This window comes from Pseudomonas sp. Hz4 (assembly GCF_054898165.1).
Map to the genome: position 1 here is coordinate 5661680 of NZ_CM142719.1, position 13673 is coordinate 5675352.

The 13673-nt window shown below is 56.7% G+C and carries 12 protein-coding genes; 9 read left to right on the plus strand and 3 right to left on the minus strand.

Features of this window, described 5'->3' with window-relative positions; genetic code table 11:
* Positions 1–8: 8 nt before the first annotated feature.
* The gene (locus ACYZTR_RS26160; RefSeq protein ID WP_461974989.1) at positions 9–2057 is read left to right on the plus strand and encodes a hypothetical protein; all 2049 of its coding nucleotides are present in this window, start codon (positions 9–11) and stop codon (positions 2055–2057) included.
* A gap of 133 nt (positions 2058–2190) precedes the next feature.
* Entirely contained in the window at positions 2191–2607 is a 417-nt protein-coding gene (locus ACYZTR_RS26165) for a DUF3010 family protein (RefSeq protein WP_461974991.1), read from the plus strand.
* A gap of 164 nt (positions 2608–2771) precedes the next feature.
* Here the strand turns inward: ACYZTR_RS26165 and ACYZTR_RS26170 are convergent, their stop codons facing one another.
* Positions 2772–3719, minus strand: coding sequence for a GlxA family transcriptional regulator (locus ACYZTR_RS26170; protein WP_461974993.1), 948 nt, complete (start codon positions 3717–3719; stop codon positions 2772–2774).
* A 210-nt stretch (positions 3720–3929) separates the two neighbouring features.
* On the opposite strand from ACYZTR_RS26170, the gene choX reads away from it, so the two are divergent.
* From choX to ACYZTR_RS26200, 6 genes are all read left to right on the plus strand, one after another.
* Entirely contained in the window at positions 3930–4874 is a 945-nt protein-coding gene (choX, locus tag ACYZTR_RS26175) for a choline ABC transporter substrate-binding protein (protein WP_461974995.1), read from the plus strand.
* 74 nt (positions 4875–4948) lie between these two features.
* Positions 4949–5836 carry a beta-keto acid cleavage family enzyme gene (locus ACYZTR_RS26180; RefSeq protein WP_461974997.1) on the plus strand — a complete coding sequence of 296 codons (888 nt, stop codon included), beginning with the start codon at positions 4949–4951 and terminating at the stop codon, positions 5834–5836.
* A gap of 27 nt (positions 5837–5863) precedes the next feature.
* A complete protein-coding gene (locus ACYZTR_RS26185) occupies positions 5864–6829 on the plus strand; it encodes an L-carnitine dehydrogenase (RefSeq protein ID WP_461974999.1) in 966 nt (321 codons plus the stop codon).
* Positions 6830–6964: 135 nt separating this feature from the next.
* Positions 6965–7441 carry a thioesterase family protein gene (locus tag ACYZTR_RS26190; protein WP_461975001.1) on the plus strand — a complete coding sequence of 159 codons (477 nt, stop codon included), beginning with the start codon at positions 6965–6967 and terminating at the stop codon, positions 7439–7441.
* Between the two features lie 13 nt (positions 7442–7454).
* A complete protein-coding gene (locus tag ACYZTR_RS26195) occupies positions 7455–8618 on the plus strand; it encodes a gamma-butyrobetaine dioxygenase (protein WP_461975003.1) in 1164 nt (387 codons plus the stop codon).
* 259 nt (positions 8619–8877) lie between these two features.
* Entirely contained in the window at positions 8878–9141 is a 264-nt protein-coding gene (locus ACYZTR_RS26200; RefSeq protein WP_401354025.1) for a hypothetical protein, read from the plus strand.
* A gap of 80 nt (positions 9142–9221) precedes the next feature.
* Here ACYZTR_RS26200 and gbdR read toward each other — a convergent pair whose 3' ends face one another.
* Both gbdR and ACYZTR_RS26210 read right to left on the minus strand, forming a co-directional pair.
* On the minus strand, positions 9222–10325 hold the full coding sequence (gbdR, locus tag ACYZTR_RS26205) for a choline metabolism transcriptional regulator GbdR (RefSeq protein WP_461975005.1): 1104 nt from the start codon (positions 10323–10325) through the stop codon (positions 9222–9224).
* Between the two features lie 573 nt (positions 10326–10898).
* Positions 10899–12275 (minus strand): L-serine ammonia-lyase, encoded by a 1377-nt coding sequence (locus tag ACYZTR_RS26210; protein WP_461975007.1) that lies wholly within the window; start codon positions 12273–12275, stop codon positions 10899–10901.
* Between the two features lie 435 nt (positions 12276–12710).
* On the opposite strand from ACYZTR_RS26210, the gene ACYZTR_RS26215 reads away from it, so the two are divergent.
* Positions 12711–13658: a choline ABC transporter substrate-binding protein gene (locus ACYZTR_RS26215; protein ID WP_461975009.1), complete on the plus strand. Its 948-nt coding sequence runs from the start codon at positions 12711–12713 to the stop codon at positions 13656–13658.
* Positions 13659–13673 lie beyond the last annotated feature (15 nt).

Sequence of the window (13673 nt, forward strand, 5' to 3'; positions counted from 1 at the left end):
GTTATGAAATGAATAATACCGGCGGAGGCTCAGCCACTAATAGCGGTGTCGACTTCCAACAAAGGGTTGCGGCCTTCTTTGTATTAAGTATGGGCCTGAGCCTTGACTGCTCAATAGCTCTAGGTCATCACAAGCAGCTAAAAATAAAAAAAATATCTTTTGAAACAAGCGATTCTATTGACGACATAAAATTAATTCACAAAAAATCAATAACATATATCCAAGCCAAGCGCCAACTATCATTATCTGAAGCGCCCACCTCTGACTTTTTCAAAACAATTGAACAATTCTACAAACAAAATCGAAGCTCTCAAAATCCAAAAGACAGCTACACATTAGTCACAACAGCAGACTCATCAAAAAAAATAACAAAAGAGCTCAAGAAAATCACGAAATCACTGCGCCTAAATGTTGACGCACTTACCGAAAACCCTCTATCCCAATCAGAACAAGAGACACTACAGAAAGTCTCCAACATCGTTAAATTAATTGCCTCAAACAACAAGCACCAAAAAGTTTCAGACGTAGAATTTATTGAACTTCTTAAGAAAATCCACATAATAACCCTTGATCTAGAGCAAGGCGGCACTTACGAAAGTGCTTTTCTAACATCAATCACATGCCAACTTTCGATTCACCCGGAGCTTCTATGGAATTATATAATTACAAAAAGCCTCGACTGGTCAAAGAACAGGCAATCCATTGACAACTCCGAAACAAAATCACTACTGGATAACTTTATAAAGCCACCCCAAACAGCCCCCCTTCAATCCGACACAAATTTTCACTTCGCCTTTGACGCCGAAAAATTCAAGATTTGCTCAGGACGTGAAGTTATACTCATAGAGTCACCAAACAAAAAAAACGAGGTAGTTCTTCTTGAGTTGAAAAGATTCAATGATGCAGGAGAATTTTTGCTTAGTTTCCAAGAAGACAAGGTCGAATTGCAGGACGGGAGCAAATACAAGCTCTATGGAAGAGCCGCAACTATCAGTGGCGCCGCCAGGCTCTTCCATGAAGATCCTCGATTCATGAAGAAGAATCTTATACTACCTGATGCGGAGTCTATTTCCGCAATTGACAATGAGCTAATCCCACTGGCTTATTCGGAGAAAATCAGATCTAGCATTACTAGTAACACAAACGTTTCAAAATGCATCCATTGTGGTGACGGGCTTTCTCACAACGGCATGTTCGTCGAAATCCAAGAAACAAGCCTTCCGTTTGACAATGGTATTATCCACAAAAAATGTAGACGCCCATCAGATAGGATATTAGGAACCGGCTCAAATCCAGGCATTGATTTATACCCAGAACTTAAGAATTTTGATTACAAAAAGTGGTTTACCTTATTACCAGAAAGTCAAGCTGTCTGGGGAAGTCTTGAAAATATAAGCACCAAAGCAACACACATTTTATGGACTCCAGACCAAGAGCATCTAGTTGGAACTCACTGCATCAAAGCGACGTTGGAAGATAGTTCGACACGATACATACAACACCGTGGACAAATACAACGATTTACATCAGAAAATGCTGATATCGAGTGTAGTCGTTTTATCGAGCAAGCTCGCGCTGCCCAAGAAAGCGGCAACCCTCTTTGTTTCTCAAGTGACGGGGATGTGTTTAGCAACAAAGACACAATCATGAGAAACCAACAAACACCCGCAAAACCAATTGAATGCCTAAATTTCGAAAAGGCGGTTTACACACGAGGATTGTCAGCACTTCATGACACCTGCAAAAATTATTACGCCCCCTTAACAACAATAATGGACGAAAGAAACAATCCGATCCTTTTTAAGGATATGGTTTTCTTAATCAGCAGACCAATCGACTTAAAACACTTTCTAGAAAACTGGAAAGCAATTGCTTCGACAGTGGAAAACTACAAACTTAATATAATTGAAGATGATAAGCAATTCGACCATTTTATGCACAAACTTAGAGCAAAAAAAATATCAGTATTAGTTGATCCGATATTTGACCGCCATGGAGAGTTATTGAGTGGCTCTACAATCAGCCACATGGACGATTTGATCAATAATAAAAACTAGCAAAAATACCCAGAAGCAGAGGCGGCTCATATCCAGAATCAATTCAGCCATCCTGAATATAGACTGATTCACAGTTTTTTTGCTCCTTCCCTACATTTTTCTGGCGAAATTCATCCATTCACAAGGCGACCTCATGAAAATCTGCGGCATCGAAATCAAAGGCAGCGAAGCGATCATCGCCGTGGCCTCCCTCGACGGTCAGGTCCTAAGCCACGTCGCTCTAGCCACCAAGAAAATCGCCCTCGACGATGACGACGAAGCGTCGAACGTCAAAGTCTTTGCCGCTCAGGTGGCGTCGTTTGTGCGCGAGAACTCCATCGACCGGATCGCGATCAAGAAGCGCAGCAAGAAAGGTGAGTTCGCCGGTGGGCCGACCACGTTCAAGATCGAGGGTGTTTTCCAGTTGCTGGAAAATTGCGAGGTGACGCTACTGTCGCCACAGACCATCAACGCGCAGAACAAGAAGTTCGACTTTGAACTGCCGGGCACGCTGAACAAGTATCAGCATGAGGCTTACAAAGCAGCGTGTTCAGCGCTGATGAAAAAGTGAGTGCCACAAATTCTGTAGGAGCGAGCGGTGCGGCGATCCGACTTGCCCGCGAAGAGGCCGGTACATTCAAAATTACTGTCGCCTGACACGCCGCCTTCGCGGGCAAGTCGGATCGCCGCACCGCTCGCTCCTACAGGGATTGGGTTTCGCCCCATGCCGGAGGTTCAGGCCTTTTGGCTTTGCCGGCGATCTTCCCGCGGGCACCGCGCAAACCGCGCCCGATAACTACGGGTGAAATACGACGGTGATTCAAACCCGCAGGCAATACTCACCTCCAGCACGCTCATGTCCGTCTGCCGCAGCAACTGCCGCGCTTTCTCCAGCCGTAAGCGCAGGTAGAAATTGCTCGGCGTGTCGTTCAGGTGCAGGCGAAACAGGCGTTCGAGCTGCCGTCGCGTTACCTTGATCGATTCGGCTAACGTCAATGTGCTCAACGGTGGTTCGCTGTGCTGCTCCATCTCGCCAATCACCTGCACCAATTTCTTATTGCTGATGCCGTAGCGGCTGGCGACTTCCATACGCTGGTGATCTTTGCGCGGGCGGATGCGCCCGAGCACGAACTGTTCGCTGACCTGGATCGCCAGTTCCGGGCCATGGGCCTGGCTGATGAGGTCGAGCATCAGGTCGATGGACGCGGTGCCGCCGGCGCAGGTGATGCGCCGGCGGTCGATCTCGAACAGCTCCTGGGTAACGCTGAGCTGTGGATAAGATTCCTTGAAGGCGTCGATGGCTTCCCAGTGCAGGGTCAGGCGATGGCCATCAAGCAGGCCGGCTTCGGCGAGGACGAAGCTCCCGGTGTCGATGGCGCCGAGGGTCACGCCTTCGTTGTCCAGGCGGCGCAGCCAGTGCTCCAGCGCCGGGGTGGCGAATTTCAGCGGCTCGAAGCCCGCGACGACCAATAAGGTCGCCCCTTTTTTCAGCGGTTCCAGCGCCGCATCGGCGTTGACCGACATGCCATTGCTGGCCAGCACCGCCCCGCCGTCAGCGCTCAGCACATGCCAGCGATACAGCTCGCCACGGAAGCGATTGGCGACCCGCAGCGGCTCGATCGCCGAGATAAAACCGATGGCCGAGAAACCCGGCATCAACATGAAGTAGAAATCCTGGGACATGGAGCGCACTCGATTGGCAGGTAGCGAGAGGGCGGGGAGCGTGTGGACGTTGATACGCCACTTGCCGACGGCATTCAAGAGCACAGGTCGCTGCAGTGCAAGAGCTGGTCGCCGCAGTGCGCTTTAGCGCGCCTTAAGCTGCGTAACTTGGGCATCACCGGCGCACGAAGATGCCGGAACCCACAATAACGACCTGCCGAGGAACCCGACATGAAACGACTGATCAGCAGCTGTGTTCTTGCACTCAGCGGTACCGCTTTCTTGAGCGCCAGCGTCATGGCGGCCGAACCTGCTTCATGCCAGAACGTGCGCATGGGCGTCGTGAACTGGACCGACGTGATCGCCACCAGCGCCATGACCCAAGTCCTGCTCGACGGCCTCGGCTACAACACCAAACAAACCAGCGCTTCCCAGCAAATCATCTTCGCCGGGATCCGCGACCAGCGCCTGGACCTGTTCCTGGGCTACTGGAACCCGCTGATGACCCAGACCATCACCCCGTTCGTCGATGGCAAGCAGGTGAAAGTGCTTGAAGCACCCAGCCTCAAAGACGCCCGCGCCACCCTCGCCGTACCGACGTATCTCGCCGACAAGGGCCTGAAAACCTTTGCCGACATCGCCAAGTTTGAAAAGGAACTGGGCGGCAAGATTTACGGTATCGAGCCAGGTTCAGGCGCCAACACCCAGATCAAGGCGATGATCGCCAAGAACCAGTTTGGCCTCGGCAAGTTCCAGTTGGTGGAGTCCAGCGAGGCCGGCATGCTGGCGGCGGTGGATCGCGCCGTACGGCGCAACGAGGCCGTGGTGTTCTTCGGCTGGGCGCCGCACCCGATGAACGTCAACGTGAAGATGACTTACCTCACCGGTAGCGAAGACGCACTGGGCCCGAACGAAGGCATGGCCACGGTCTGGACCGTCACCTCGCCGAACTACGCGCAGCAGTGTCCGAACATAGGTCGTTTGCTGAACAACCTGACGTACACCGCCGAAGACGAGAGCCGGATGATGCAGCCGCTGCTCGATCACAAGGACGCCTTCGAGTCGGCCAAGCAATGGCTGAACGATCACCCGCAAGATAAACAGCGCTGGCTCGAAGGCGTGACCACCTTCGATGGCAAACCAGCGGCTGAAAACCTGCAACTGACGACTAAATAAATCCGATTGAACCACCGACTCGCAGCCCGACCGGGCTGCGAACGGAATCATCACGCCTGCAAGGAACCCGCCTCATGAACCACGACGTCATCATCACCTGCGCACTCACCGGTGCTGGCGACACGACCGCCAGAAGCCCACACGTGCCGGTCACCCCGAAACAAATCGCCGCGGCCGCCGTGGAAGCCGCCAAGGCTGGCGCCACCGTGGTCCACTGCCACGTGCGCAACCCCGAAACCGGCAAATTCAGCCGTGACGTAGCGCTGTACCGCGAAGTGATGGAGCGCATCCGCGAAGCCGACGTCGACATCATCGTCAACCTCACCGCCGGCATGGGCGGCGACCTGGAAATCGGCGCTGGCGAGAACCCGATGGAGTTCGGCCCGAACACCGACCTGGTGGGCCCGCTGACCCGTCTGGCCCACGTTGAAGAACTGCTGCCGGAAATCTGCACCCTCGATTGCGGCACCCTGAACTTCGGCGACGGCGACACCATTTACGTGTCCACCCCGGCGCAACTTCGTTCCGGCGCGAAGCGAATTCAAGAGCTGGGCGTGAAGGCCGAGCTGGAAATTTTCGACACCGGTCACCTGTGGTTCGCCAAGCAGATGATCAAGGAAGGGTTGCTCGACGATCCGCTGTTCCAACTGTGCCTGGGGATCCCGTGGGGCGCGCCGGCCGACACCACCACCATGAAAGCCATGGTCGACAACTTGCCTGCCAATGCGGTGTGGGCCGGCTTCGGCATCGGTCGCATGCAAATGCCGATGGCCGCACAAGCAGTACTGCTCGGTGGCAACGTGCGGGTCGGTCTGGAAGACAACATCTGGTTGGACAAGGGCGTACTGGCGACCAACGGCCAACTGGTCGAACGCGCCTCGGAAATTCTCAGCCGCCTCGGCGCCCGCGTTCTGACGCCGGCTGAAGGCCGGGCAAAAATGGGCCTGACCAAGCGCGGTTAATCGACCTTTTCAACTTCAGGAATTGCCATGACTTTTATCACTGAAATCAAAACCTTCGCCGCCCTGGGCAGCGGAGTCATCGGCAGCGGTTGGGTGTCCCGCGCCCTCGCCCACGGCCTCGACGTGGTGGCCTGGGACCCGGCACCCGGCGCCGAAGCAGCCCTGCGCAAACGCGTCGCCAATGCCTGGGGAGCGCTGGAGAAACAAGGCCTGGCGTCGGGCGCATCGCAGGACCGGTTGCGCTTTGTCGCCACCATTGAAGAATGCGTTCGCGACGCAGATTTCATTCAGGAAAGCGCTCCGGAACGCCTGGATCTGAAACTGGAACTGCACAGCAAAATCAGCGCGGCGGCCAAGCCGAATGCACTGATCGGCTCCAGTACTTCGGGCCTGTTGCCGAGCGAGTTCTACGAGAGTTCGACACACCCGGAACGCTGCGTTGTCGGCCACCCTTTCAACCCGGTTTATCTGCTGCCGCTGGTGGAAGTGGTCGGTGGCAAAAACACCGCTCCCGAAGCCGTTCAAGCGGCAATGAAAGTGTATGAATCCTTGGGCATGCGTCCGCTGCATGTGCGCAAGGAAGTACCTGGTTTTATCGCCGACCGCTTGCTCGAAGCGCTCTGGCGTGAGGCGCTGCACCTGGTTAACGACGGTGTAGCGACCACCGGTGAGATCGACGATGCCATTCGTTTTGGTGCGGGCCTGCGCTGGTCGTTCATGGGCACGTTCTTGACGTACACCCTGGCGGGTGGCGATGCGGGTATGCGGCACTTCATGGCGCAATTCGGGCCAGCGTTGCAGTTGCCGTGGACGTATCTGCCGGCGCCGGAATTAACCGACAAGTTGATCGATGATGTGGTGGACGGCACCACTGATCAGTTGGGCACGCACAGCATTTCGGCGCTGGAGCGCTATCGTGATGATTGTTTACTGGCGGTGCTGGAGGCGGTGAAGACTACCAAGGAAAAGCATGGGATGGCGTTTAGCGAGTAATAAGCCAGCAGGACCGCCCCCATCGCGAGCAAGCTCGCTCCCACACTTGATCTGCGTCGTTCACAGAACCAATGTGGGAGCGAGCTTGCTCGCGATGGCGGCCATCCAGTCACCACACCATTCGGATCCCTCATCATGCCCACCCTCACCACCTACCAAACCAGAATCATCCCCGACTGGGTCGACTACAACGGCCACCTGCGCGATGCTTTCTACCTGCTGATTTTCAGCTACGCCACCGACGCGCTGATGGATCGCCTGGGAATGGACAGCAACAACCGCGAAGCCAGCGGCAACTCGCTGTTCACCCTCGAACTGCACCTCAACTACCTGCACGAAGTGAAGCTCGACGCCGACGTCGAAGTACACACCCAAATCATCGGCCACGACAGCAAACGTCTGCACCTCTATCACAGCCTGCATCTGGTGGGCGACGACAAGGCGCTGGCGGGCAACGAGCAAATGCTGCTGCACGTCGACCTCGACGGCCCGCGATCCGCACCCTTCAGCGAAGAAACCCTGAGCAAGCTGCAAACCATCGTCGCCGAGCAAGCCGACCTGCCCGCCCCCGCCTACATTGGCCGAGTGATCGCATTACCGCCGAAAAAATGACAAGGAGATCGCCATGAACACCGCCGCAGCTTTTGCCGACTTCCGTACCTACCCGTTGATCAGCGCATTGACCGCCGTACAAACCCTGGCGGACCGAGTTCAAGTGAAGTGGGCCGATGACCGTGTCAGCCCGTTTCATCATCAGTGGTTGCGGGACAACTGCCCGTGCCCGCTGTGCGTCTACACCGTGACCCGCGAGCAAGTGCTGGAAATCGTCGACGTCGCAGAGGACGTGACGCCGACAGGGGCAAACGTCGATGCTGAAGGTTGCCTCAGCGTCGAATGGCAGGACGGCCACATCAGCCGCTTCGATCCTGCCTGGTTACGGGCCCACGCTTACGATGATGAGTCCCGCGCCGAACGCCGGAGCGCCAAGCTCAAAAGCCAACTCTGGAACAGCCACCTGAAACTGCCAGTGTTCGAATACCAGGCGCTGATGAACGACGACGATGCCTTGCTGCAATGGCTGCTGGCCGTGCGCGATATCGGCCTGACCCAGGTCCGCGGCGTGCCCACCGAGCCAGGTTCGCTGAAGCTGATCGCTCAGCGGATATCCTTCATCCGCGAGAGCAATTTCGGCGTGCTGTTCAATGTGCAATCCAAGGCCGATGCCGACAGCAATGCGTACACCGCTTTCAACCTGCCGTTGCACAGCGATTTACCGACCCGGGAGTTACAACCGGGGCTGCAGTTTCTGCATTGCCTGGTCAATGAAGCCAACGGTGGCGAGAGTATTTTCGTCGACGGCTTTGCCATTGCCCAAGCGTTGCGCGAGGAGGATCCCGAGTCGTTCAAAGCCCTGTGTGAAATCCCCGTGGAGTTTCGCAACAAGGACCGCCATAGCGACTACCGCTGCCTGGCGCCGATCATCGCCCTGGATGCGTTGGGGCAGGTATCGGAGATCCGCATGGCGAACTTTCTGCGTGGGCCGTTTGATGTATCGATCGAGGACATGCCCAAGCTATACCGCGCTTATCGACGCTTTATTGCGATGACCCGCGAAACTCGATTCCGGGTGATGACGCGGCTCAACCCCGGTGAGATGTGGTGTTTTGACAACCGTCGCACCCTCCACGCCCGCAACGCCTTCGACCCCACCACCGGCGCCCGGCATTTCCAGGGTTGCTATGTCGACCGTGATGAATTGCTGTCGCGCATCCTCGTGTTACAGCGTTAAACCCCAGCCAAAAAAAGCCCCGATCAAGCCGTGACAGGATCGGGGCAGAGGTGGGTACTGTTGAGGAGCCGTTGCGCGAGGGTGACCAAACCTTCGTGAAGCCAGCTGACTCCAGTGTGCCCACTCCCATCCGCAACAAGTTAGCCGAAAACGACCTGTTCATAGGTAATGCGGCCATTGCGACAAATCGTCCTTGCCGCCACCTCACGCCCCTAAGAGAATCGAGCCACGACACCGTTCCCTGAAGAAGGATTGCGTCATGATGTACGCCGATTTGATAGACCAGGAAGACCTGTTGGGCCAGCTGAAGGCGTTGGGATTTGCAGTGCCCCCTGGCGCAACCGCTGAGCAGGCCTGCGAATGCGCGGTACGGGGTTTGAACAACGAACGGGCAATGGAACTGCGGACCATGGTCAAGCAGATGTACACCAGCAGCGCGACCATCCTGCCGGCCGTGCGCCAGGCCATCGACAAGCAATTGTTGCCGGCGTTGGCGGAGTATCAGCAGAGCCGAAGCGCCTGAATACTTCCTCACCCTGATCGAAGCGGACGCAGAGCGTCCATTGAGGCATTCCCACGCAGAGCGTGGGAACGATCAGAGCATTAGAGCCTTACGCTGGCGAACGTCGACTCGTTGCGTGCCTGACTCAACGCCGACAACGGCCCGGACAACGGCGACAGCACCAGCGCTTGTGGCAGCGGCATCATCGCCACTTGTTGCGTGGTGTTGGAACCTACGCGCTCGTCACGCGGTGGAATGCCGAAGTACTCGCGGTAGCACTTGGAGAAGTGCGGTGTGGAAACGAAACCACACACCGACGCCACTTCGATGATCGACATCGGCGTTTGCTTGAGCAGTTGCCGAGCACGGATCAAGCGCAGTTTCAGGTAGTAACGCGACGGTGAGCAGTGCAGGTATTTCTGGAACAGCCGCTCCAGCTGACGACGCGAAACAGCGACATACACCGCCAGCTCGTCGAGGTCGATCGGCTCTTCCAGGTTGGCCTCCATCAGCGCGACGATTTCCTGCAACTTCGGCTGGTTGGTGCCGAGCATGTGCTTGAGTGGCACACGCTGGTGATCCTGCTCGTTGCGGATGCGCTCGTAGACGAACATTTCCGAGATCGCGGCCGACAGTTCACGACCGTGATCGCGACTGATCAGGTGCAGCATCATGTCCAGCGGCGCGGTGCCGCCGGAACTGGTGAAACGGGTACGGTCGAGGGTGAACAGACGCGTACTCATGGCCACACGCGGGAAAGCTTCCTGCATCGAGGCCAGACATTCCCAGTGCACGCTGCAATCGAAACCATCCAGCAGGCCGGCGCACGCCAGGGCCCAGCTGCCGGTGCAGACCGCACCGAGACGGCGGGACTGACGCGCCTGGCTTTGCAGCCACGAAACGTGTTCACGGGTAACCGTGCGCTGGATGCCAATGCCGCCGCAGACAATGATGGTGTCCAGGGCGGGCGCTTTGTGCATGGAGCAGTCGGGTGTGATTTGCAGACCGTCACTGGCCCAGACCTGACCGCCGTCGACGGTGAGTGTGGTCCAGCGATACAGCTCGCGGCCGGACAATTGGTTGGCCATGCGCAGGGGTTCTACTGCGGAGGCCAGAGAAATAAGCGTGAAATTGTCCAGCAGCAAAAAGCCGATGGATTGAGGCGCACGGTTCTGGGGTTGAGCCCCGGAGTTGAACGTCGTCATCGCGGTATCTCCTCACACAAAGCGGGTGGTGGCCTCAGGCGGAGGCTCTTGTTATTGCCATCGTTCTCGCGTGGGAGACGGGCTTTGTAATGACAGAGCAATTGCCATGCCTAAAGTTGAATGGTCATTCAATAACTCCTGAAAACGACGTCGCGGCGCGTCTATATAAGCCGCGCCGCGAGTGGGGGTTATAAGTGCCATTATTCGCGGCATGCGCTCTGCCCCGTTGGGCGTGAGCAAATCGGTAGCACTTGTGGGAACAGGGGTGCGGCGGCCCGATAGAGAGTGTCACCGCAAGCACAGGTGACAGGCGGTAATGGCCAGCTTGGATCCCTGATCTGGGTGAGGTCGCTTATCTGTAAGCGACGCGCCAAAACGTGGCGCGTTTCGATTCGGGTGTTCACTTTGAGCGCAGTTTTGATTGGTGTGGTGTGGTGCTATGTGGTCTGGTGTGGCGAGGGGATTTATCCCCGTTGGGTCGCGAAGCGGCCCCGAAAATCTCTACGACTGCTGCGCAGCCGAACGGGGATAAATCCCCTCGCCACAAAATCCCCTCGCCACAGGTTTACTGAATCAACACTCAACCGCGCTAACCGCCAACCCACCGCGCGATGTCTCTTTATATTTGTCATGCATATCGGCGCCGGTATCACGCATCGTGCGGATCACCCGATCCAGCGAGATAAAGTGCTGACCATCGCCACGCAGCGCCATCTGCGCCGCGTTAATGGCTTTCACCGCGGCAATCGCGTTGCGCTCGATGCACGGCACTTGCACCAGCCCGCCCACCGGGTCGCAAGTCAGACCGAGGTTGTGTTCCAGACCGATTTCCGCCGCGTTGCACAGCTGCTCCGGTGTGGCGCCGAGGATCTCCGCCAACCCGGCCGCCGCCATGGCGCAGGCCGAACCGACTTCGCCCTGACAACCGACTTCGGCACCGGAAATCGAAGCGTTCTTCTTGCACAGAATCCCTACCGCCGCCGCACTGAGGAAATAGTCGACCACGTTGGCGTCGGTCACCACCTCACTGAACTTCATAAAGTAGTGCAACACCGCCGGAATGATCCCTGCCGCGCCATTGGTCGGCGCCGTGACCATGCGCCCGCCAGCGGCGTTTTCTTCGTTGACAGCCAGGGCGAACAGGTTGACCCACTCCATGGCACTCAGCGTTGAGCCGATTACGTTAGGTTTCCCCAGCTCTTGCAGGCTGCGATGCAACCTGGCCGCGCGACGGCGCACATTCAGGCCACCGGGCAGGATGCCTTCGTGCTTGAGGCCTTGTTCCACGCAATCCTGCATGGCGCGCCAGAGTTTCATCAGGCCGGCGCGTATTTCCTCTTCACTGCGCCAGACCTTCTCGTTGGCCATCATCAATTCGGCAACGCGCAAGTTGTGCTTCTGGCACAGGCTCAGCAGTTCGACGGCGCTGGAAAAGTCGTACGGCAGCACCGTGCGATCCAGATCCACCACGCCGCTTGAAGCCTGTGCCTCATCAACGACAAAACCGCCGCCGATGGAATAGTAGGTGTCGCGATGCAGTTCGCCGTGATCGCCTTCGACAACCAGGGTCATGGCGTTGGGATGGAATGGCAGGTTTTCGTCGATCAGGCGCATGTCCCGGGCCCAGATGAACGGGACCGACAAGCGACCGTCGAGCAACAGCGTGTGAGTTTCGCGCAGGGTTTCGATGCGGATGCCGATTTGCGATGGATCGATCGCATCCGGCCACTCGCCCATCAGGCCCATGATCACCGCGTTGTCGCTGCCGTGACCGATACCGGTGGCCGACAACGAACCATACAGCTGAACTTCGACGCGACGCACTTGTTCCAAAAGACCCTGCTCACGCAAACCTTGCACGAACAACGCCGCGGCCCGCATAGGCCCCACGGTGTGCGAACTGGAAGGGCCAATGCCGATTTTGAACAGGTCGAAAACACTGATAGCCATTACTGCCGAACTCCTGGATGTCCCAACTCCAGACGCAAAAGCGCCCAGTGACGGAGCTGCTACGCTGAAGCTGCAATCCGCCGAGATGGCCGCATCATCAGGCTTTTGCCATGTCGTTCGACGTCTCACACCGACGCACTCATGCCCACAAACGCCGCGGGCCTTTGACGCTGCGTTTTCGCCGTTTTTTTGCGGACCAGAGGGGCAAAGAGGGCTGAAAAAAGCTGTAAACGACGTCACCGACACTGGATGCGACCATCCCTGTACTGGTTACGACGCCCCCTGTAGGCGTCAGATTTTCACTGGTACATGATCGTATCGACTCGATTGCAAGGCGACGTGGTAGAGCTGTCTCCAAAACGCCATCCAACCGCAACCTATAAGTGCGGTGGTCCAGTCGGAACACTGCCAAAAAAAACACCAAGGAGTCCATCCATGAAAGGTTCCCCGTCGTTGTTGTTGGCCGCCATGCTGAGTCTGCCGTTTCTGGCTCAAGCCGCCGAACCGGCTCAATGCAGCACCGTAAACTTCTCCGATGTCGGCTGGACTGACATTACCGTCACCACCGCCACCACTAGCGTCGTCCTCGATGCCCTCGGCTACAAGACCAAAACCACGATGATTTCCGTACCGGTGACCTACAAGTCCCTGGCCGACGGCAAGAACATGGACGTATTCCTGGGTAACTGGATGCCGACCATGGAAAACGACATCAAGGCCTACCGCGATGCCGGCACCGTGGACACCCTGCGTGCCAACCTGGAAAACGCAAAATACACACTCGCCGTCCCGGAAGAGTTGTATAACAAAGGTCTTAAAGATTTCGCCGACATCGCCAAGTTCAAGAAAGAACTCGACGGCAAGATCTACGGCATTGAACCAGGCAACGACGGCAACCGCCTGATCCAGAGCATGATCGACAAGAACGCCTACGGCTTGAAAGACGCCGGCTTCAAGGTGGTCGAGTCCAGCGAGGCAGGCATGCTCTCGCAAGTCGATCGCGCCCAGCGCCGCAACACCGCCGTGGTGTTCCTGGGCTGGGAACCACACCCGATGAACACGCGCTTCAAGATGAAGTACCTGACCGGCGGCGACGAGTATTTCGGCCCGAACTTCGGCCAGGCGACCATCTACACCAACACCCGCAAAGGCTATGCACAGGAATGCAGCAACGTGGGCCAGTTGCTGAAAAACCTGGCGTTCACCCTCGACATGGAAAGCACCCTGATGGGCAACGTCCTGGACGACAAAATGAAGCCTGACGCGGCCGCCAAGGCCTGGCTGAAAAAGAATCCACAGGTCCTCGATACCTGGCTCGCTGGCGTGACCACCATTGACGGTAAACCAGGCCTGGAGGCCGTGAAAGCCAAGTTGGCGCAGTAATCGCTTACGCCGGGC

Excerpts from the sequence above, each read along its gene's own strand:
- ACYZTR_RS26160 (WP_461974989.1), top strand. The coding sequence starts at position 9 with ATGAATAATACCGGCGGAGGCTCAGCCACTAATAGCGGTGTCGACTTC.
- ACYZTR_RS26165 (WP_461974991.1), top strand. The coding sequence starts at position 2,191 with ATGAAAATCTGCGGCATCGAAATCAAAGGCAGCGAAGCGATCATCGCC.
- ACYZTR_RS26170 (WP_461974993.1), bottom strand. The coding sequence starts at position 3,719 with ATGTCCCAGGATTTCTACTTCATGTTGATGCCGGGTTTCTCGGCCATC.
- choX (WP_461974995.1), top strand. The coding sequence starts at position 3,930 with ATGAAACGACTGATCAGCAGCTGTGTTCTTGCACTCAGCGGTACCGCT.
- ACYZTR_RS26180 (WP_461974997.1), top strand. The coding sequence starts at position 4,949 with ATGAACCACGACGTCATCATCACCTGCGCACTCACCGGTGCTGGCGAC.
- ACYZTR_RS26185 (WP_461974999.1), top strand. The coding sequence starts at position 5,864 with ATGACTTTTATCACTGAAATCAAAACCTTCGCCGCCCTGGGCAGCGGA.
- ACYZTR_RS26190 (WP_461975001.1), top strand. The coding sequence starts at position 6,965 with ATGCCCACCCTCACCACCTACCAAACCAGAATCATCCCCGACTGGGTC.
- ACYZTR_RS26195 (WP_461975003.1), top strand. The coding sequence starts at position 7,455 with ATGAACACCGCCGCAGCTTTTGCCGACTTCCGTACCTACCCGTTGATC.
- ACYZTR_RS26200 (WP_401354025.1), top strand. The coding sequence starts at position 8,878 with ATGATGTACGCCGATTTGATAGACCAGGAAGACCTGTTGGGCCAGCTG.
- gbdR (WP_461975005.1), bottom strand. The coding sequence starts at position 10,325 with ATGACGACGTTCAACTCCGGGGCTCAACCCCAGAACCGTGCGCCTCAA.
- ACYZTR_RS26210 (WP_461975007.1), bottom strand. The coding sequence starts at position 12,275 with ATGGCTATCAGTGTTTTCGACCTGTTCAAAATCGGCATTGGCCCTTCC.
- ACYZTR_RS26215 (WP_461975009.1), top strand. The coding sequence starts at position 12,711 with ATGAAAGGTTCCCCGTCGTTGTTGTTGGCCGCCATGCTGAGTCTGCCG.